Origin of the sequence: Chitinophaga filiformis (assembly GCF_021646545.1) — a bacterium.
In the GTDB taxonomy this organism is placed as follows: domain Bacteria; phylum Bacteroidota; class Bacteroidia; order Chitinophagales; family Chitinophagaceae; genus Chitinophaga; species Chitinophaga filiformis_A.
Map to the genome: position 1 here is coordinate 351,270 of NZ_JAKIRP010000001.1, position 20,264 is coordinate 371,533.

At 45.1% G+C, this 20,264-nt stretch carries 15 protein-coding genes; 8 read left to right on the plus strand and 7 right to left on the minus strand.

What is annotated here, in order from left to right; all coding sequences use genetic code 11:
* Positions 1 to 111 precede the first annotated feature (111 nt).
* Complete coding sequence (locus L3C95_RS01420) at positions 112 to 708, plus strand: GyrI-like domain-containing protein (RefSeq protein WP_236384283.1); 597 nt, start codon at positions 112 to 114, stop codon at positions 706 to 708.
* 44 nt (positions 709 to 752) lie between these two features.
* Here the strand turns inward: L3C95_RS01420 and rnc are convergent, their stop codons facing one another.
* Genes rnc through L3C95_RS01435 form a run of 3 tightly spaced genes read right to left on the minus strand, consistent with a single transcriptional unit; the run spans position 753 to position 2,994 of the window.
* A complete protein-coding gene (rnc, locus tag L3C95_RS01425; protein ID WP_223233164.1) occupies positions 753 to 1,475 on the minus strand; it encodes a ribonuclease III in 723 nt (240 codons plus the stop codon).
* Between the two features lie 4 nt (positions 1,476 to 1,479).
* Entirely contained in the window at positions 1,480 to 2,733 is a 1,254-nt protein-coding gene (gene fabF / locus L3C95_RS01430) for a beta-ketoacyl-ACP synthase II (RefSeq protein ID WP_236384286.1), read from the minus strand.
* 24 nt (positions 2,734 to 2,757) lie between these two features.
* Positions 2,758 to 2,994 carry an acyl carrier protein gene (locus tag L3C95_RS01435; protein WP_012788038.1) on the minus strand — a complete coding sequence of 79 codons (237 nt, stop codon included), beginning with the start codon at positions 2,992 to 2,994 and terminating at the stop codon, positions 2,758 to 2,760.
* 379 nt (positions 2,995 to 3,373) lie between these two features.
* Between L3C95_RS01435 and L3C95_RS01440 the strand changes: the two genes are divergently transcribed.
* The 3 genes from L3C95_RS01440 to L3C95_RS01450 all read left to right on the plus strand — a co-directional run bounded on the left by L3C95_RS01440 (position 3,374) and on the right by L3C95_RS01450 (position 8,975).
* Positions 3,374 to 4,465 carry an efflux RND transporter periplasmic adaptor subunit gene (locus tag L3C95_RS01440; RefSeq protein WP_236384288.1) on the plus strand — a complete coding sequence of 364 codons (1,092 nt, stop codon included), beginning with the start codon at positions 3,374 to 3,376 and terminating at the stop codon, positions 4,463 to 4,465.
* Between the two features lie 68 nt (positions 4,466 to 4,533).
* The gene (locus L3C95_RS01445) at positions 4,534 to 7,647 is read left to right on the plus strand and encodes an efflux RND transporter permease subunit (protein ID WP_236384291.1); all 3,114 of its coding nucleotides are present in this window, start codon (positions 4,534 to 4,536) and stop codon (positions 7,645 to 7,647) included.
* A gap of 14 nt (positions 7,648 to 7,661) precedes the next feature.
* A complete protein-coding gene (locus L3C95_RS01450) occupies positions 7,662 to 8,975 on the plus strand; it encodes a TolC family protein (RefSeq protein ID WP_236384293.1) in 1,314 nt (437 codons plus the stop codon).
* 93 nt (positions 8,976 to 9,068) lie between these two features.
* On the opposite strand, the gene L3C95_RS01455 is transcribed toward L3C95_RS01450, so the two are convergent.
* Positions 9,069 to 9,827, minus strand: coding sequence for a carboxypeptidase-like regulatory domain-containing protein (locus L3C95_RS01455; RefSeq protein ID WP_236384295.1), 759 nt, complete (start codon positions 9,825 to 9,827; stop codon positions 9,069 to 9,071).
* Positions 9,828 to 10,048: 221 nt separating this feature from the next.
* Here L3C95_RS01455 and prs point away from each other — a divergent pair, with 221 nt between their 5' ends.
* From prs to L3C95_RS01470, 3 genes are all read left to right on the plus strand, one after another.
* Positions 10,049 to 10,966 (plus strand): ribose-phosphate diphosphokinase, encoded by a 918-nt coding sequence (prs, locus tag L3C95_RS01460; protein ID WP_236384297.1) that lies wholly within the window; start codon positions 10,049 to 10,051, stop codon positions 10,964 to 10,966.
* 391 nt (positions 10,967 to 11,357) lie between these two features.
* A complete protein-coding gene (locus L3C95_RS01465) occupies positions 11,358 to 14,939 on the plus strand; it encodes a SusC/RagA family TonB-linked outer membrane protein (RefSeq protein WP_236384299.1) in 3,582 nt (1,193 codons plus the stop codon).
* An 11-nt stretch (positions 14,940 to 14,950) separates the two neighbouring features.
* On the plus strand, positions 14,951 to 16,411 hold the full coding sequence (locus L3C95_RS01470) for a SusD/RagB family nutrient-binding outer membrane lipoprotein (RefSeq protein WP_236384301.1): 1,461 nt from the start codon (positions 14,951 to 14,953) through the stop codon (positions 16,409 to 16,411).
* A gap of 73 nt (positions 16,412 to 16,484) precedes the next feature.
* On the opposite strand, the gene L3C95_RS01475 is transcribed toward L3C95_RS01470, so the two are convergent.
* Both L3C95_RS01475 and L3C95_RS01480 read right to left on the minus strand, forming a co-directional pair.
* Positions 16,485 to 16,967: a YcxB family protein gene (locus L3C95_RS01475; RefSeq protein ID WP_236384303.1), complete on the minus strand. Its 483-nt coding sequence runs from the start codon at positions 16,965 to 16,967 to the stop codon at positions 16,485 to 16,487.
* A gap of 19 nt (positions 16,968 to 16,986) precedes the next feature.
* Positions 16,987 to 17,556: a hypothetical protein gene (locus tag L3C95_RS01480; RefSeq protein WP_236384305.1), complete on the minus strand. Its 570-nt coding sequence runs from the start codon at positions 17,554 to 17,556 to the stop codon at positions 16,987 to 16,989.
* Positions 17,557 to 18,632: 1,076 nt separating this feature from the next.
* Between L3C95_RS01480 and L3C95_RS01485 the strand changes: the two genes are divergently transcribed.
* Entirely contained in the window at positions 18,633 to 19,391 is a 759-nt protein-coding gene (locus L3C95_RS01485) for a geranylgeranylglyceryl/heptaprenylglyceryl phosphate synthase (RefSeq protein WP_236384307.1), read from the plus strand.
* Positions 19,392 to 19,535: 144 nt separating this feature from the next.
* Here L3C95_RS01485 and L3C95_RS01490 read toward each other — a convergent pair whose 3' ends face one another.
* Positions 19,536 to 20,264 (minus strand): LytR/AlgR family response regulator transcription factor, encoded by a 729-nt coding sequence (locus L3C95_RS01490; protein ID WP_089828960.1) that lies wholly within the window; start codon positions 20,262 to 20,264, stop codon positions 19,536 to 19,538.

Here is a 20,264-nt window from a genome sequence, read left to right on the forward strand (position 1 = left end):
GTGCACCAGTTCACGCTGTCTGAAAAGACATGCGTTATAACGCATAAGATTAAACGCAATACAACCTATGTTATATTAAAACACAACCCATGTTATACTAAAACAATGTCTATGTCAAAAACAGACCTTACCAGGCTGCACAAAGCGCTTTATACAGCGCAGGCGCAGCCGGCGCTTATCTTCGTGCCTGCCGGTCATTACATTGCCATTAACGGCAAGGGAGACCCCAATGGCCCTCTGTTTGCTGCCAGTACACAGGCGCTCTATACTGCAGCTTACAGTATTAAAAATGTATACAAACAATCCGGGCAGGACTTTACTGTCAGCAAACTGGAGGGTACCTGGTGGGTTACCTCCGACAATTACCTTGAAGTGCCAAGAGATGAATGGCATTGGCAATTGTTGATCCGCATGCCCGATTATGTGGTCAATGCTGTTGTGCAGCAGACATTAAAGGCTGCTTATCTGAAGAAGCAATTGCCGCTACTGCAACAGGTGTCGCTTATTGCACTGGCAGAAGGAAAGAGTGTGCAGATCATGCACAAGGGCCCTTATTCTGAAGAACCGGCCACATTACAACTGATGGAAGATTTTATAAAGAAGGAAGGCCTGACACGCAATGGCAGGCATCACGAGATCTATCTTTCGGATCCACACAGAACAGCGCCGGAAAGGATGAAAACAATCCTGCGGCAACCTGTGAAGTAAGTATGATGTGAGTATGAAGTAAGTATGATCAGGTAAGCGGCAGATTATTTCTCGCCGAGCCCTAACAGTTCTATGGCCTGCTGGGCGGCTATCTGGCTGGCGTCCTTTTTATTGAAGGCTTTGCCACTGCAGATCAGTTCACCATCTACTACGGCGCCTACCGTGAATATGCGACGGCCATTGTCCATTTGTTCTTCCAGCAGGTCGAACTCCAGGGTCTTACCGTGTTTATTGGCCCATCCGTACAACTTGTTCTTATGGTTCATTTCTACATTCTCCAGTTGTTCCAGGTCAATGTAGGGAACGATAAGACGTTGATGTACGAATTGTTTGGTCCTGTTGTATCCTTTGTCCAGGTATACAGCGCCGACCAATGCTTCGAGGGTATTACCAAAGATCTGACTGATTTTCAGGAAGCTGTTGTATTTATCGTAGATGGTCAGTTTACGCAGGCCCATTTTGATAGCGATATCATTGAGCTGCTGACGGTTAACGATTTTAGACCGCATTTCGGTCAGGTAACCTTCTGTTTTGTAAGGATACTTTTTGAAGAGATAGTCGCCGATGATAGCACCGAGTATTGCATCGCCAAGATATTCCAGGCGTTCATTGCTTTCAAGGAATTTTTCCTTGCTGGACCGGTGGCTGAGCGCTACTTCATACAATGAGAAGTTGCCCGGGGCAAACCCCAGCAAATTGTAAAGGTCCTTGTAAAGGCTCCTTTTTTTAGGAACGAATCGATATAAAAATCCTGGCAGTAATTTCACACAATCAAGCAACAAATTTTTTGAAAATAACTGATGCATTATGGCCACCAAATCCAAAGGTGTTACTTAATGCAGCGTTGATTTCTCTACGTTGTGCGACGTTAAAGGTAAAATTTAATTTGGGATCCAGTTGTGGATCCTTCGTAAAATGATTGATGGTAGGAGGTACAATACCATGTATTATAGACATAATAGCTGCGATGGATTCGATTGCTCCCGCAGCGCCCAACAGGTGCCCGGTCATAGATTTTGTGGAACTGATGTTCATGTTATAAGCATGTTCTCCAAAAACCTGTTGTATCGCTTTCACTTCCGCTACATCTCCGAGAGGTGTGGAAGTTCCGTGCACATTAATATAATCAATATCATGGGGTTGCAGTCCCGCATCTGCTAAGGCTAGCCGCATTACATTCATCGCACCTAATCCTTCCGGATGTGGCGCGGTAAGATGATAGGCGTCAGCAGTTGCACCACCTCCGGCTAATTCAGCGTAAATTTTAGCACCTCTTGCCGTCGCATGTTCATAGGATTCTAACACCAGTCCACCTGCTCCTTCACCCATGACAAAGCCATCTCTGTCAAGATCAAAGGGACGGGAAGCAGTTGCCGGGTCATCGTTTCTTTCTGAAAGGGCTTTCATGGCATTAAACCCACCTATACAGGCTTCGTTAATAACATTTTCTGATCCTCCGGTGATCATTACATCTGCTTTGCCGTACTGTATGTACAGCATTGCCTCAATAATAGCATTGGTAGCAGAAGCGCAGGCAGAAACGACTGAGAAGTTAGGGCCTCTGAAGCCGTGGCGGATGGAAATATGCCCGGCTGCGATATCAAGAATTAACCGGGGGATCAGGAAAGGACTGAAACGGGGAGTTCCATCGCCCTGACCAAACTCTTTCATTTCCTGACAGAAGTTGATCATACCTCCAATACCCGAAGCCCAGATCACCCCAACCCTGTCAACATTAACAGTATTGCGGTCAATCCCGGCATCTTGTACGGCCTGGTCAGCGGCTATAACGGCCGTCTGCGTAAAAGGATCCATCTTGCGGGCATCCTTTTTGTCCAGGAAATTGGTAGCGTCAAAGTTCTTCAGTTCGCAAGCAAAACGGGTCTTGAACTTGGCAGCATCAAAAAGTGTAATAGGGCCGGCACCGGATACACCGTCCGTCAATCCCTTCCAGAAATCGGAAACAGAATTGCCGAGCGGTGTAAGTGCGCCTAAACCTGTAACGACTACTCGTCTTGGTTGCATTAAAACAAATCTGATTAAGTAGGATTATTTCACATGTTCTTCCAGGTAGGCAACTGCCTGGCCAACAGTAGTAATAGTTTCAGCTTGTTCGTCAGGAATGGAGATGTTGAATTCTTTTTCGAATTCCATGATCAGTTCTACCGTATCCAAAGAGTCAGCGCCCAGGTCGTTGGTAAAGCTGGCTTCAGGAGTTACCTCGGCTTCGTCAACGCCCAATTTGTCAATAATGATCTTTTTAACTCTTGATGCAATGTCTGACATAATTTTAAGTGTTTTTGGTTTAAAACTTGAGTGCAAAAATATAATTTTTATTGAATTGACAAGAACGCACGCAAATTTTACGTCATATACTTTAGTTGTAGGCCAATGAAACAACGGCCCATCAAGGGTTCCAGGCATTATTATTAATAACGGCAATGGGGCATTTCCTGTAAAAAAGCCTCCTAAAAGGGGTTTCAGCCCCCATATATATGCGGTTATTGTCGGGGGAAGCGATTATTGCCACTCAACAGCCAAAACAGCCACCTATATACCGGAAAAACGCAATTAACTTTAATTAACACTGTAACTTCCCTAGCAGTAATCCCATTTATTAAATTTGCCCGGATTTATCCCTTCTATATTAAATTAATACAAGCACATGGCTGGCAATAAGAAGATCCTGAAGACGGTTTTATTTCTGATAGTGGCTGCTGTCATTATCGGTTTTATTATCACGAAAGCAACTACTCCGGGGAAAAAAGCAGAAAAAGCACCAGATAAAGCGGCTGCCGGAGGTAAAGCGGGTGGCGCTAAAAACCTGCTGGTAGATGCTTATGTGGTTAAAACCACCTCTCTGAATGAAACCATCGAAGCGAGCGGTACCCTGCAGAGTAATGAAGAAGTGCAGATACAGGCAGAAATAACCGGCCGTGTTACAGGTCTCTTTTTTAAAGAAGGTACCCAGGTCACCAAAGGTACCCTGCTGGTGAAGATCTATGATGAGGACCTGAAGGCCCAGTTGCAGAAACTGGAACTGCAGCGTCAATTGGCGAAAACAACCCTTGAAAGACAGGAAAATCTTTTAAAGATCAATGGTATCAGCCGCCAGGATGTAGACGTTACCCGCAACCAGGTAAGCGCATACGGCGCTGATATTGAGTATACACGTACGCAGTTACAGAAAACAGAACTACGGGCACCTTTCTCCGGCAGACTTGGTCTGAGGAACGTCAGCCTTGGTGCTATCGTAACACCTACTACTATTATTACTACACTTCAGCAGATCGATCCGCTGAAAGTGGATTTCTCCGTTCCTGAAAAATACCGTACGGCTATCAGCCAGGGAGATCAGGTAGACTTCAAGGTGGCCGGCGATCAGCAAACATACAAAGGTCATATCTATGCTATCGATCCGAAGATCGACCTCTCCACCCGTACTATTAAAATAAGAGCCCTGGTGCCTAATGCCGGTAAACTATTCCCCGGCGCCTTCGCCCGCGTACTGGTATCATTGAAAAATATGCCTGATGCCATCATGATACCTACACAGGCCGTTATTCCCGGTACACGCGATAAAAAAGTAGCCATCGCCGACAGCGGAAAAGCGAAATTTGTAATAGTAGAAACAGGCATTCGTAATGCCGACAATGTACAGGTTACCAGCGGCCTCAACCCCGGTGATACTGTTATTACAAGTGGTATCATGCAGCTGAGACCAGGAATGGTACTTAAATACAGCGAGATTAAATAGACAGGTCTTACTATTAATAATAATAACGCGTCTGCCGGCCATCGTCTGCAGACCTTAAATATACTTGAATGAGTCTCCCTTCTCTATCGCTTAAACGTCCTGTATTCGCCATCGTGATGAATATCATCATCGTGATATTCGGCGTAGTGGGATTCAACTTCCTGGGGGTAAGGGATTTTCCCGCCATTGATCCCCCCATCGTGAACGTACGTACCTCTTATGCGGGCGCCAACTCTGATATCATAGAAACGCAGATCACCGAACCATTGGAGAAGTCGATCAATGGTATTGCCGGTATCAAAAATATATCGTCATCCAGCAGCCAGGGTACCAGTAACATTACCGTTGAGTTTGAACTGGGCATAGACCTTGAGGCCGCTGCCAACGATGTACGCGACAAAGTATCGCAGGCACTCCGTAACCTGCCGCCCGATATTGACGCGCCCCCTGTGGTATCAAAAGAAGACGCCAACTCTGATTATATACTCTCTATGACAGTGCAGAGCAATGTCCGCAACCAGCTGGAAATCACCGAATACGCTAACAACGTATTGCTGGAAAGGCTGCAAACCATTCCCGGCGTCAGTTCTATCCGCATCCTGGGTGAGAAGAAATTTGCTATGCGCCTCTGGATGGACCCGGCCCGTTTGTCTGCTTACAGTCTCACTCCTACAGATGTACAGGCTGCTCTTGCAAAAGAAAACGTAGAGCTGCCCTCCGGTAAGATCGCCGGTAACGCTACAGAACTGACTGTACGAACCTTTGGCCGTTTGAATACTGAAGACGATTTCAATAACCTGATCATCAAAAATGAAAATGGTAATGTGATTCACTTCCGTGATGTGGGGCAGGCTGTACTTGGCCCGGAAAACGAGGAAACCATCCTTAAAGAATCCGGCGTTCCAATGATCGCGCTTGCTTTGACGCCACAACCGGGTTCTAACTATGTGGCTATAACGGATGAGTTCTATAAACGTTATGAGCAACTGAAGAAAGATCTGCCTGATGATCTCATCACTAACATTGCTATCGACAATACCAGGTTTATCCGTAAATCTATTGAAGAGGTGGAAGAAACCCTGGTTGTAGCATTGGTGCTGGTGATCATCATTATATATCTTTTCTTCCGTGACTGGCTCATGGCCTTCCGTCCGCTGGTGGATATTCCAGTATCCCTCATTGCAGCGTTCTTCATCATGTACCTCTGTGGCTTTACAATAAATATCCTCACATTACTTGCTATCGTACTGGCCACCGGATTGGTGGTAGACGATGGTATTGTGGTCACGGAGAATATCTATAAAAAGATTGAAGCAGGAATGCCGCGTATGAAAGCGGCCAAGGAAGGTTCGGAAGAGATCTTCTTTGCGGTAATTGCGACATCCATCACACTCGCTTTCGTATTCCTGCCTATTGTGTTCCTGCAGGGATTTGTGGGAAGATTGTTCAGAGAATTCGGGATCGTGGTAGCAGGCGCTGTACTGGTATCAGCCTTTGTATCATTGACACTGACACCGGTACTGAACGTAAAACTAGGCCGTAAGACACATAAACATTCCTGGTTTTACGAGAAGACAGAGCCTTTCTTCACAGGTATGGAATCTGGCTATCAGCGGGCACTGGAAGCATTTATGCGCATACGCTGGATGGCTGTCCTGATCGTAATTAGCTGTCTTGCACTGATCCTGCTCATGTTCAGAAATCTGCAGTCCGAACTGGCGCCTATAGAAGACCGCAGTCAGTTCCGCTTGTCCATTACGGCTCCCGAAGGAACTGCGTACGATTATATGGAAAAGTACATGGATAGCCTTACACAGTTCATGAACGATTCCATTCCTGAGAAGAAGATACTTATCTCCGTTACCTCTCCCGGTTTTGGAGGTGCAGGTGCGGCCAACTCCGGTTTTGCGAATGTGGTGCTCACAGAACCTAACGAACGTCAGCGTTCGCAGAAAGAGATCGTGAACATGGTAAACCGTAACATGTTCAAATTCCCGGAAGGTAAAGTGTTTGCCATCGAGCAACAGACCATACAGGTAGGACGCCGTGGTGGTTTACCTGTCGCTTTCGTGTTACAGCATATCAACTTCGACAGTCTGTCTTCAGCGCTGCCGCAATTCCTGGAAGAAGCGAACAACGATCCTACTTTCGCAGCAGTTGACGTAGACCTGAAATTTAATAAACCGGAGCTGCGTATCCAGATCAACCGCGCCAAAGCAAGCGAACTGGGTGTATCTGTAGATGATATTTCACAAACCTTACAGCTGGCGCTCAGTAACCTGCGTTATGGATACTTCATACGTAACGGTAAACAATACCAGGTAATGGGACAGGTATATCGTGGCAGCCGCGATAAACCTACCGACCTGCAGAATATATATGTGCGTAACATCCGCGGTGAAGCTATTCAGCTGGATAACGTTGTAACGATAGAAGAAGAAACAAGTCCTCCTGTTATTTATCACTTTAACCGTTATAAATCAGCGACCATTTCTGCAAGTCTCGCACCCGGTAAAACGATCGGCGATGGTATCAATGCCATGTACGATATCTATAACCGGTTAAAACAGAAAGGTGTACTGAATGATAACTATGTGTATGCATTGGCAGGATCTTCCCGCGACTATGCGGAAAGTGGTTCCAACACAATGTTCGCGTTGATACTGGCGCTGGTACTGATCTATCTTGTACTGGCCGCACAGTTTGAAAGCTGGGTTGATCCGCTGATCATTATGATAACAGTGCCACTGGCATTTGCGGGTGCATTGCTTTCCCTGTGGTTATTTGGTCAGACATGGAATATCTTCTCACAGATCGGTGTGATCATGCTGATAGGTCTTGTTACAAAGAACGGTATCCTGATCGTGGAATTTGCGAATCACAAACGTGATGAAGGATACACCAGGTCCCGGGCGGCTGTTGAGGCATCCGCGATGCGTTTGCGTCCGATCCTGATGACGAGTCTGGCGATGGCGCTAGGTGCATTACCTATCGCAATGTCACTGGGAGCTGCCGCTACCAGCCGTATTCCGTTAGGCATCGTGATCGTGGGTGGTATCGTATTCTCACTGATCCTCACATTATTTGTAATACCGGCCATGTATACCTTCTTATCCAGGAGGAAACCTGTATCTGACAGCATTGACGAAGAAGAGGCAGAGACGACTTCAGTGCATGCATAAACATCAGCAATTAAATGAAACGTACACTTCTATATTTCTCTTTATTACTGGGCACCGCTGTACATGCCCAGCAGGTGCTTACGCCGGAACAGGCGATAGACCTGGCATTAAAGAATAACTACGATATCCGTCTGGCAAAAAATGATGCAGCCATTACGGCTAACGATTATGCCTATGCTAATCTGGCCTTCGCTCCGCGTATAAATGGTACTGCCAATAAAGTATGGAACAATACACGGACCAAACAGGAATTTGCCAATGGCAGCAAGCGCGATACCAGCGGCATTCACGCCACTACATTAAGCGCCAATGTCAGTCTTGCGTGGACATTATTTGACGGGTTAAAGATGTTTGCTACCAGACAGAAACTGGAATCGCTCCGCGATCTGGGAGAGCTGGCCGTGAAGGACCAGGTGATCAACACCGTGGCTAACATTATTGCCGGCTACTACAATGTAGTGCAGCAAAAGCAACAACTGCGCAACCTTTCAGAGCAACTGTCCATATCTGAAGAAAGGGTAAAACTGTCTGACGCTAAATTTCAGACAGGTCTCGGACCTAAAACAGACTGGCTGCAGTCAAAAGTCGATTACAATGCATTAAAGGCTTCTTATCTGCGTCAGCAGACACTCATAGATCAGAGTAAAGCAACATTGAATCAGCTGATGGCCGTTGAAGCAGGTAATACACAATATGACGTGCTGGACACCATTCCGCTGAATATGGAGCTTTCCTATGGCGGACTAAGACAGGAAGCGTTGCAAAAGAACACGGGGCTGATGGTTGCACAACAAAACCTCCGGGTGTCTCAGTTACAGCTGAAAGAAAGTAAAGGGGATTATTTTCCGGTAATCAATTTCAACTCTGCCTATAACTATTCAAGGGTCAATTCCAATGCAGCTACGAACTCATTCAGCCCTGTATATAACCAGAATGGCGTGCTTAGTTATGGCTTCTCTGCCACTATTCCCATCTTCAACGGGCTGAATGTTAAAAGGCAGGTAAATGCGGCTAAACTGAACGTAGGCTATCAGCAATTGTCGCTGGAAAATACACGTACAATAGTAGACCTCTCGCTGACCACCGCTTTCAAAGATTATGAATATTACAAAACCGCGGTTACGCTGGAAGATGAAAACCTGGGGCTGGCAAGAGAGAACGTAATGGTGGCTATGGAACGTTTCAGACAGGGAGTAAGTACAGTGATTGAGATGAAGGAGGCACAGCAAAGCCTGGAAGATGCGTATAACAGATTGATCAACGCGCGCTATAATGTTAAGCTTGCGGAAACGCAGCTGTTGAGACTGAACGGTTCGCTGGTAAAATAAACTTACACTATCTGCCCCCATCAGGCGCCCAAAGTAAAAGAGCCAGTATCAAGTTTGATACTGGCTCTTTTACTTTATCGTGATAATGATTTATTATTCCTGCTCTTCCTTCTTTGCCGGCATACTGGTTTTGTCCTGCTGATAATGTTTGAAGCTTTCCTTAATGAACAACATCAGGTCATAATCAGTGGCATCCTGGAGGAATTGATAGCCGGGCCTGTATCGCAGCATAAAAGTATCCAGCTCGTCTCCGCTTAATTTTGTCATTCTTTCTACAAGCTCAGGATTATAGCGGTTGTCTATGTATTTCTCTTTTTCCCAATACACCAGCTGCTCCTGGAAGTGCTCTTTACGCTTACGCGCCTTGCTGGGCACCAGGTAGGTGAGGGCTGTGATAGGGTTGGAGGGAAGCGTTTTTAACACATCCATTGCCCCCGGTTTATGATAGTTGAAATATTTACCATATTCTTCACGGGTGGCAAGTGAATCACGTTTATAGTCCTTTCCCACTACGGTTACCTGTCCCAGGCCAATGATCTGGCGTGTGAGATAGACATTAATGAACATGGAAGTGGTTGGTACTGTAAGGCTCTTTCTATAATAGCTCAGAATTGAAAACTCAAGTGTATCTCCCGGCATTGCGTCAATGGAAAAACGGCCGCTCTCGTTGCTAATGGTACCGCTCCGGGAAGCTTTATTGATAATAGTAACTCCCGGCAGTCCTGATCTGTTATCCGCATCTGCTACCATACCTGACACCCTCACCTGCGCGTTGGCATGCTGCAGAAAGAATAACAGGTACAAAAACAGTGCTCCGATGCAACCGGAAAGTTGTATAATTCGTCTAGGCATCGCTCAAATTTAGTTTTCCCAGCGCAAATGAAAAGTTAAAAAATAGTTCTCTACCGACAGACTACAGTCCATAGTTTATAGGAAACAAGCATTAAACTTAGGATTTTTATTTCTAATAACTCAACAGTTCATGCCGAACGGCAAATAAATTGTCCATTCCCGGACCCGATCATCTGTATGTAAAAACTATATTATTATCTTTATTCCTTATTTCAAAGAGTATGCCTCACAGGATCTTATTTGCTACGCAGCGTTATCAATATCTGAAAGACAGGTTATTATCCCTTATGCCGGAATGGGAAGAAGGAGTGCTGGACATCAGGGACTTTCCGGATGGGGAGCATTATCATCGGATAACAAGTAAAGTGGCAAACAAAGAGGTGATCCTGGTGGGGGGCACTATTGACGATAAGGAAACATTAGAACTTTTTGATATTGCTCATGGCTGTATACAGGAAGGAGCATGCGCCATTAATATTGTGATCCCGTTTTTCGGCTATTCAACGATGGAACGGGCTGTAAAGAAAGGAGAGATCGTAAAAGCCAAAACCAGGGCCTTATTGTTTTCCGCCCTGCCTCCTACCAGTTCGGGTAACAAAGTGTTGATGATGGACCTCCATGTAGACGGCATTACTTACTACTTTGAGAGTGCTATCCGTCCTGTGCATTTATATGGCAAGGACCTCGTAAAAGAAGCTGCACTGGAAATAGCCGGCAATCGTCCATTTGTGCTGGCCAGTACAGATGCCGGCCGCGCGAAATGGGTAGAATCACTGGCTAATGATCTGCACGTTTCAGCAGCTTTCGTTTTCAAGAAACGTATCTCAGGAGAAGAAACACACATCACTGCTATCAGTGCAGATGTACAGGATAAGCTGGTTATCATTTACGATGATATGATCCGTACTGGCGGCTCACTGCTTCACGCCGCAGAAGCATATCTGCAGGCAGGTGCATGTGAGATAGCTGTCATCACGACACATGGAATTTTTGCGGGTAATGGCTTTGAGAAGATCAAACAAAGTGGCATTATAAAAAAAGTAGTTTGTACAGATACCCACCCCAATGCGCTTGCCATCAACGATGAACTACTCACAATTAAATCAGTAGATAAGATCATCGCAGAGTACTTCAATTAGGAGTACTCAATATGCCCCATGTTCATTGAGTATGCCGTTGGCAAGGTGTTTGATATACAGCGCAAAAGAAGGGATTGCTGTTGTAGCGGAAACCATAGCCAGGGTACATACGGGGGAATGACAAATGTTAATCACTATCGCATTCTCACCTCAGACTAAATAACAATCAGCGTACAATTATGCCTGATGTCTATACGCTTTCGCGTATGGACCGCCAACTAATCACTACATGAAGCGTGCGTGAGTACACATTTTTAATAAATATCCAGTTCCGGGCTCATTGTAACAGGCGTTTAGATTGTATTGTAATTAGCAGAGAAGTTATCACATAATAGAGATAGAAGCGGCCACCTGCTTCAAAAAAATTTGTAACCAAATCTTACTATATAAGATGAGAAGCCATGTACTCAACTGGTTGTGGCTGTGCTTTGCCTTTTTCTGTAGTGTAAAACCCGTTAAAGCAGGCACACGCGTTAACCACTCCTTTTCCGGAACCAGCGCTGAGATAACCAGATATCAGCCGTCTATTACAGCCAATGTTAACTTTCAGCAGAAAGATACTACTGTAAAACCCACTACCAGTCCGGTAGTTGTAACACCCTCTTCATCGGGTAAAAAAGATACTTCTAAACCAGCAACTACATCACCTGTGGTCGTCACTCCTTCGTCCGATACTTCCCGGCCGAAGAACGATTCTGCAGCCCGCAGAACCGCAACTGACACGACCAAACCGAAAAGTGATACCGCACTGATCCTTCCTGCCGATTCCAATAAACTGAAGCAGGAAGCGGGTCAGTTCAATCTGAAAGGTGTAGTAAAAGAAACCGGCGGCACTCCGATTCCCGGCGCACAGGTTGTCAATCTCTCCACAAAAGAAGCTGTTGCCACAAGTGCAGATGGCGCTTTTACGTTGAAAGCATCAACGGGCGATACTATCAAAATCGCAGCTGTCAGCTATGCTGAACAGTCGATCCCGCTTGATTCACGAGAGCCGCTGGCAATACGCCTGACATCTGCATCTGCTAATCAGAAAGCACTTAAAGAAGTAGTAGTAACGGCATTGGGTATCCAGAAAAATACACGTGCTGTAGGTTATGCAGTAGAAGAAGTAGGTGGAAACGCAGTGCAGGAAGCAAAGGAAGTAAACTTCGCCAATGCGCTCACCGGTAAAGTTCCAGGCTTACAGATCAATACCAACACAGGCTCCATGGGTGGCTCCACGAAAATCACCATCCGTGGTGTTAAGTCTATCCTGGGCGACAACAACGCTTTCATAGTAGTAGATGGTACTCCATTTATAAATAACAATACTAACCAGGGTGGTCAGTTGAATGGTGGTGGTGGTTATGATTTTGGTAGTTCTCTTCAGGACATTAATCCGGAAGATATCGACAACATCTCCGTGCTGAAAGGCGCTGCAGCTACTGCGCTGTATGGTAGCCGCGGTGCAAATGGTGTAATGCTGATCACTACCAAGAAACGCCCTGAAGCGTCTGGTGGTATAGGCGTTACCTACAGCATCAATGCGCAGGTGGACAGAGTGTATGTATTGCCTAAATATCAGAATGAGTATGGTGGTGGTACCGGTGGAAAGTTTGACACCCTCTATTACAATCAGAATCCGGAAGCATTCATTGATGAAGCGCATGCAACATACGATAATAACGATGGTAAAGGCCGCTATGATCTGTTAGTGAAATATTATGATGATGCTTCATGGGGACCTAAACTGGATGGCCAGATGGTGCGTCACTACTGGTCATGGGACAAGAACAAGGGCAACCCTTATTTCGGTCAGACAGCGCCATGGGTGGCTCAGCCAAACAACGTGAAGGATTTCTACAGAACGGGGTACACCCTCACCAACAATATAGCCATGGCCGGTAATAACGATAAAGGTTATTTCCGTCTTTCATATGGCAACATGAATCAGATATTCGTACTACCGAACGCGTCTTTAAACCGTAACAACCTTTCATTTAACGGCGGCTATGAGTTAACCAAAGGTCTCCGTGGTGTTGCCTCCCTGAACTATACTGCCATGAAGGCGAAAGCGCGGCCAGGCACAGGCTTCACCGGACCAAACCCAACCCTGCAGTTCACCATGTACGGACAACGCCAGCTGGATATTGAGCGGGAAAAAGAATATCAATATGCAGATGGATCGCAGATCACCTGGAACAGAAAATCCTGGAGCGACCCGGCAGTGGCGTCAAGTAATGGCCCATACTGGAACCGTTATATGGATTATGAAACGGACAGCCGCAACCGTATATTCGGTAACGCAGGTCTTGACTGGGATGTAAGCAAATGGCTAACGATCAGCGGCAGGGTGTTTATGGACGATTATAATACCCTGGAAGAAGAAAGAATAGCTAAAGATTACCTGGTGGGTGGATACATCAAACGTGTACGTACATCCAGGGAGATGAACTATCAGTTAACTGCAAACATCAATAAAGAACTCAGTAAGGACCTTAAGCTGAATGCGTTGGTGGGCGGCAATATCATGCATCGTAAATGGACAACTACCGGTGGTAGCACCGTGGGGGGTCTGATCATTCCAGGTGTGTATAACCTGAACAACTCTTTGCAAACAGCGTTGCCTATTGATGAGTTCTTTGAAAAACAGATCAATTCTGCTTTTGCCACAGCATCCCTGGGTTACAGGAACTTCCTGTTCCTCGAACTCACAGGCCGTGCAGACTGGAGCTCTGCACTGTTAAGTGAAAATAATCCGTACTTCTATCCATCTGCATCAGGATCTTTTGTCTTCTCAGATCTGTTAAAAGACTGGAAATGGCTGACATTTGGTAAACTACGTGCCAGCGTATCGCAGGTGGGTAGTGACACCGATCCTTACCAGATCTACGATACTTACCAGTTCATTCCGCCCTTCGGCAATTTGCCTGTTACACAACTGACTTCTACCAAATACAATAAGACGCTGAAACCAGAACGTACGAGAGAATATGAAACAGGTATCTCCCTGAAATTCTGGGATGATCATATTGGCCTGGATGTTACCTACTACGACAGGATCACCAAAGACCAGATCATTCCACTGCCTATCTCTTCTGCTTCCGGCTTTACCAATACGATCGTAAATGGTGGTAGTGTACAGAACCGTGGTCTTGAAATAGGACTCAACCTGAATCCTATCCGCCTGAAAAATGGCTTCCGCTGGGATATCAATGCGAACATCGCACGCAACCGTAATAAACTGCTCAATCTGGACATTCCCCAGTATAACAGCTCCCTGCCGGTATTGCTGATCGGTACAGACCGCAGAACGACCAGAGTATCTGTAGCAGCTTATGTAGGTAAGCCAATGGGAACAATACTCGGAACTGATTATGTGTACGATGCACAAGGCCGGAAAATTGTAGGCGCCGACGGTCTGTACAAGATCACAAACAATCCGGTGCCTATCGGAAACGCTTATCCCGATTATGTGGGCGGTGTGACTAACTCATTCACATATAAAGGCGTTTACCTGTCAGCACTGGTAGACTTCCAGCATGGTGGCGATTTCTTCTCTTACACGAACATGTATGGTAAGGGTTCCGGTTTACTGGATATTACTGCAGCAAACGGAGTGAGGGAAAAAGGTATTATTGCTGAAGGTGTAACTGAAGAAGGCAGGCCTAATGAAGTCGTATTGGATGCTGCGACGTATTTCCAGAACAATGAAGGTAAAACGCTGAGCAAGGCCAATCTGTATGATGCTAGTTACATCTATCTGCGTGAGGTTAAGCTGGGATATAACCTGCCTGAGTCATGGTCCAAAAAAGTGCATGCACAAAGCGCACGTCTTTCTTTGTATGGCCGTAACCTCTGGCTGATCAAATCCAATGCGCCGAATGTGGATCCTTCCAATATCCTGAACTCATCATCCAATATTCAGGGTATTGAAGGTGGTGCATTGCCTTCACTGCGTTCTTATGGTGTTAACCTGAGTGTTTCATTCTAAAACTGAATTCAATGCTGAAAAGATTCTTAATATATGCGTGGCCGGTATTGTTCATCTTCGTGACGATGGCAGGGTGTAAAAAGCTGGATGACATTAATCACGATCCTACCAAGCCTACTACTACGTCTCCTGCGTATCTGCTGACCGGCGCAGAGAAAAATGCCATGGACTATCTCTACAGTACACTGCAGAATGGCTATATCGGTATGCATTATGCACAATACTGGTCTGGCAATTCAAGAGTAGGAGACAGCCAGTATGCAATTGATGAAAACAACAATACGGCCTTCTGGAATTTCATGTATGTATCGCTGCATAACCTGGACAAGCTCATTGCACTTAACAATGAAAGCGGTAATAATCCGGCAGCTAAAAATCAGAATGCGATTGCGGGTATATTAAAAGTGTGGTTGTATCAGATACTGACAGATAGCTACGTGAATGTTCCTTACTCACAGGCATTAAAAGAGGGTGAGAATATTACACCTGCATACGACAGCCAGGAATCAATCTATACTTCCCTCATTGATACATTGCAGCAGCAGATCACTGCATTAGATCCGGCACAGCCTACGTTCACTACTGGTGACGTGATCTACAATGGTGATGTAACCAAATGGCGGACATTAGCACATTCTTTACTGCTCCGCTTAGCTATTCGGGTTGCAGATGCAGCGCCCGAAAAGGCAAAAGCTGTTATTGAAGCCAATTACCAGGCAGCGATGGCCAGCAATGATGACAACGCACAATTCGCCTATCTTGACGCAGCGCCGAATAAGTTTCCACTGAATGATTCAGAAAGGGAAGTGCTGGACTTCTTCGTGAGCACAACGTTGGTAGATTATATGAAGAGCACCAATGATCCGCGCCTCGGTATATATGCAAGACCAGCCAAGGCTACGGGTCTGATCACCGGATTGGTGTATGGTATCAGTGCAAATGATCCAGGCAGATTAGCGCCTGATAATTATTCCTATCCTGGCACACAGATATATTCAGCCACCATGCCGGGCATTCTGATGACATATCCGGAAGTGGCCTTTATTCTGGCAGAAGCGGCAGCCCGCGGATGGTCAGTGGGGCAGCCTGCTGCAACCTGGTATGAAACCGGCATCAGGGCATCTATGGCTTATTGGGAAGTTACCAGCGGTGTTGATGAATACATTGCCTCAGTGCCTTACACAGCGGGAGACTGGAAAAATGTGATCGGCACGCAGAAATGGCTGGCCTTGTATCCGCAGGGTTTCCAGGCATGGTTTGAACGTTTGCGCCTGGACTTCAAAAAGCCAAATGGCGATTCATTGTTCATAGCACCTTATTCCGGCTCATTAGACCAGAATGTGCGTTTTGTACCCTCCCGTCTTACTTATCCTTTAGGAGAGCAGACACAGAATGCGGCAGCCTATCAAAAAGCAGCCAGTGATATCGGAGGAGACACGAAAGCATCGAAGAGCTGGTGGGATAAGTTCTAAACACAACTATCCTTCATAAATTCCCACTGTCTGAAATGATGGTAAACTGCCCTGGCCGATCGGCCGGGGCTTTTTAATTGATATTATTATTAGCCAGGCGACTAAATTCTTTGTGTGCGTCTTCCGATTTAAATGCACTGGTTGGCACCAGGAAGAAGTTCTTTTTACCCCGGTAGAGGAAGAAGAAATTTTTCGCCTCCACTACTTTGGTAAATGTGCTCCAGGAAAGCAGACGCTGATTTTTACTATTACGGGTGGAAATCGTGATCCCTTCTTCTGAATATTTCAGGTGAATATCGTCTTTGAAAGTGGCGGCTTTATTGTAGATGGACACGGGCAACAGGAACCAGAACACCGCAATGATCAGCAGCACCATGGCAGCTATACCAATGAGGGCACCAATTGTAACTATTTTGAAAGCATATCCGGCCATTGTAAAGGCCAGCAGGATGAAGAGTGTGTTTCGGAATACTTTTATTTCTCCCCGCTGCATGAAATGATAGCGTAATGCATTCAATACCTCCTCCTTATTGTAACTAAACTCCAAAAAATGCATTATGGCAAGGCAAACTTTTTTATTTATTAACAGGGAGTGTCATTTGACTCTCCATATCGTCTCTTCTGCTGACAGGTGCGTATTTTTTCCGATTGGCAACAGGTTGTTTTTTAACAGCGGCAGCGTCATCAGACAGGTCGTCCTCGCTCAAACCGGGAAAATTATTCTTTACGAACTGAAAATACTGTTGTAAGGTCTTCGGATCAACTTTAAAAGGAAACGCCAGCTCATTGCCGGTCATTTTTAAAATATCGTTATTGTTGATACGGGACTCATTCTGAAGGTACCATTTGTAAAGGTCTACAATGCCCTTCTTCAACTCCTCTTCGTACATTTTATCACCATCCTGATCTTTGGGTAACATCCATACGTACTCCTCAACCCTACCGGGACGGGCCGCGACTTTGGTATTTGTTACTGACTTATCGTCGCAATTAGCATTCTTATTTCCGGTTTTGTCTCCGTCTTTTTCCTTCTCTTTCTCTTTCGCAGCTTTGGTTTTATCCTCGTCCTTCCATTTTTCGCTACTTGCGCTTGCTGATGCGGCTGAGGCTAAACTTACCAACAGCAGGAACAACAGCTTTTTCATAGTGTAAAAAATTTGTAAGACTAAAAGTACAAAATCCAAATTATAAATCCCAAACTAATTGTACGGGGAAAAGGCCTCTCCGGGCAGAAAAAACAAAAGCAATGGATAAACCATTGCTTTCGAGAGTCATTTTACATTGCATGATGATTCACGCCTGTAGGAATATTTGGTTTTTCATAGGACAGTAACCATAATAAAATTAATACAATAACAAATATAATAAATATTTATTGCAAGATAGACTACCTCATAAATATTTGAAATTCTTCAAATTGGCCTACGTCTTTTTAAAAAGCTGGAAAAAAATTAAAAGGTTTGTTAAAAATCCAAAATCCCTTCTTTTACGGATATATTAAAATAAACATAAACTGTCTTCCGGAAGTATTGTTGAAAAGGCAGTGAACAACCAAAAAAAAACCAAACACGGACAATGAAAAACTATAAGCAGATTATTAAACCGGAACAGTAAGAAGAGTAAATTTTTGCGGCAACAGGCGGATAGTCTGGAAACGGGTAGAAATAGTAAGGGCACCTGGAAAGGCGCCCTCAATTTGTTACTATCCTATGAAAACCCTATTTGAATACAAATGTAAGCTCATGTTATTTTTCTTTAAAATTTTCAGGCCACAATAACAAATCATTAACAAAGGCAGGGATCGCATAAAAGCTGAAATCCTTAACTGTATTGCGTTTAACACATTCCGGCTTTTTAAGTAAATTCGTTAACAAACGCTGAAATTCACTACAGATGGGGGTGCTTTGAGGTATTTGATGATACAATCTTCACCTAAATTGTATGACGAGGCCGGTAGAATGGCTTTTTTACGCTCATTTAAGTACTTGCCGGGGCTGTTAAAAAAGTATATTTTTATTTGATATGAAACCCGTTTAACCTTTTTGGTTTTCATTGGTTTACAAAGAGGAAATGGCCTGAAGATTGTGAGATAAACGAGCAGAACCCTTACTTGACGGGGACTTTCACGAATAAAAAATGGATAATATGCATATTTAACTAACAATGTGACTTATTACCGAAAAATTTATACATTTGCGACAACCGGAACAATGCTATTTTAATGCACAATAAAATATACAACTCTTTTATCGATAGAAAGGCGAAGGGCATGAAATCTTTTGCTGTTCTGATTGATCCGGACAAGGTAACTCCTGCTGGCATAGCAGACCTTGCGGCGAAATGTACAGCAGCAAAGGTGGATTACATTTTTCTGGGAGGCAGTCTTGTGATCACTGATCATCTCGATGAATGCGTACAACAGTTCAAAAGTCTTTGTGATATTCCTGTTGTATTGTTTCCAGGTAGTCCATCACAGGTCTCCCGCTATGCTGATGCATTGCTCTATCTGTCCGTAATATCTGGCCGTAACCCCGAATTACTGATAGGACAACATGTATTATCAGCCCCCGCTGTTAAAAAAAGCGGCCTGGAAGTTATTTCTACCGGCTATATCTTAATTGATGGTGGTGCCCCTACTACCGTTTCATATATCAGCAATACAACGCCTATTCCTGCCGATAAAGATGACATCGCGATGTGTACCGCTATCGCGGGAGAGATGCTCGGCATGAAGGTCGTTTTCATGGATGCCGGCAGTGGCGCCCGCAAGCCTATCAGTGAAAGTATGATAGCACGTGTTGCCAGCCAGGTATCGGCTCCCATTATTGTGGGCGGTGGTATACGCGATGCAGAGAAAGCATACCTTAACTGCAAAGCCGGCGCGGATATTATCGTTGTAGGCAATGCTATCGAAAAAGAAACCTCTCTCATTAAAGAAATGGCTGATGCAGTACACGCGGCTGCTCCAGTATTAAAATAATATTGCACTTAAAAGAGAAACGCTGATTATCGCAATGAATACGATAATCAGCGTTTCTCTTTTTATTCTGACAGTCCGGCTACCGTGCTGTTTCCAGTACCGCCGGGAGAGGTCCTCAGCCACCAATACAGCCCGGAACAGCCCTTAAAGACTCATCATCTCTTTAAACTTCACTGCCTGCCTGCGGCTTACTTCTATCTTTTCCCCGCCACGCATTTCCAGCAGCAAACCTCCGTTGAAATAGGTATCGATCTTCTCGATCATACGCAGATTTACGATATGTTTCCTGTTGGCCCGGAAAAAAGTACGCTCGTCCAGACGCTCCTCCAGCGCATTTAAAGACTTTAGTATCAGCGGCTTATTACCTTCGAAATACACCCTGGCATAGTTGCCCACACTTTCAAAAAGCCGGATCTCCTGTAGTTTAACAAACCAGCAGCGGTCCCCGTCTTTTACAAATACCTGGTCATTTTCTGACAGGATTGTGCGGATAGCGCCAGCTTCTGCCTGCCGTTCTTTTTCCTCCAGCTGATGCAATTTATGAATGGCATCTGCCAGCCGTTTGGGCTCTATAGGTTTCAGCAGATAATCCAGCGCATTATATTCAAATGCTTTCAGTGCATGCTCATCGTAAGCAGTGGTGAAGATCACCTGTGGCGCTTTTTCCAGTTCTGCCAGCAAATCAAAACCTGTTTTATCCGGCATTTGTATGTCCAGGAAAAGCAGATCAGGATGCAGTGTTTCAATTTTTTCCAGTCCGTCCTTTGCGTTTACGGCTTCTCCCACTACCACTATCTCTGGGTGGTCAGCCAGTAATTTTTTCAGCTCGCTTCTGGCCAGGCGTTCGTCATCGATTATCAAAGCTTTTTTCAT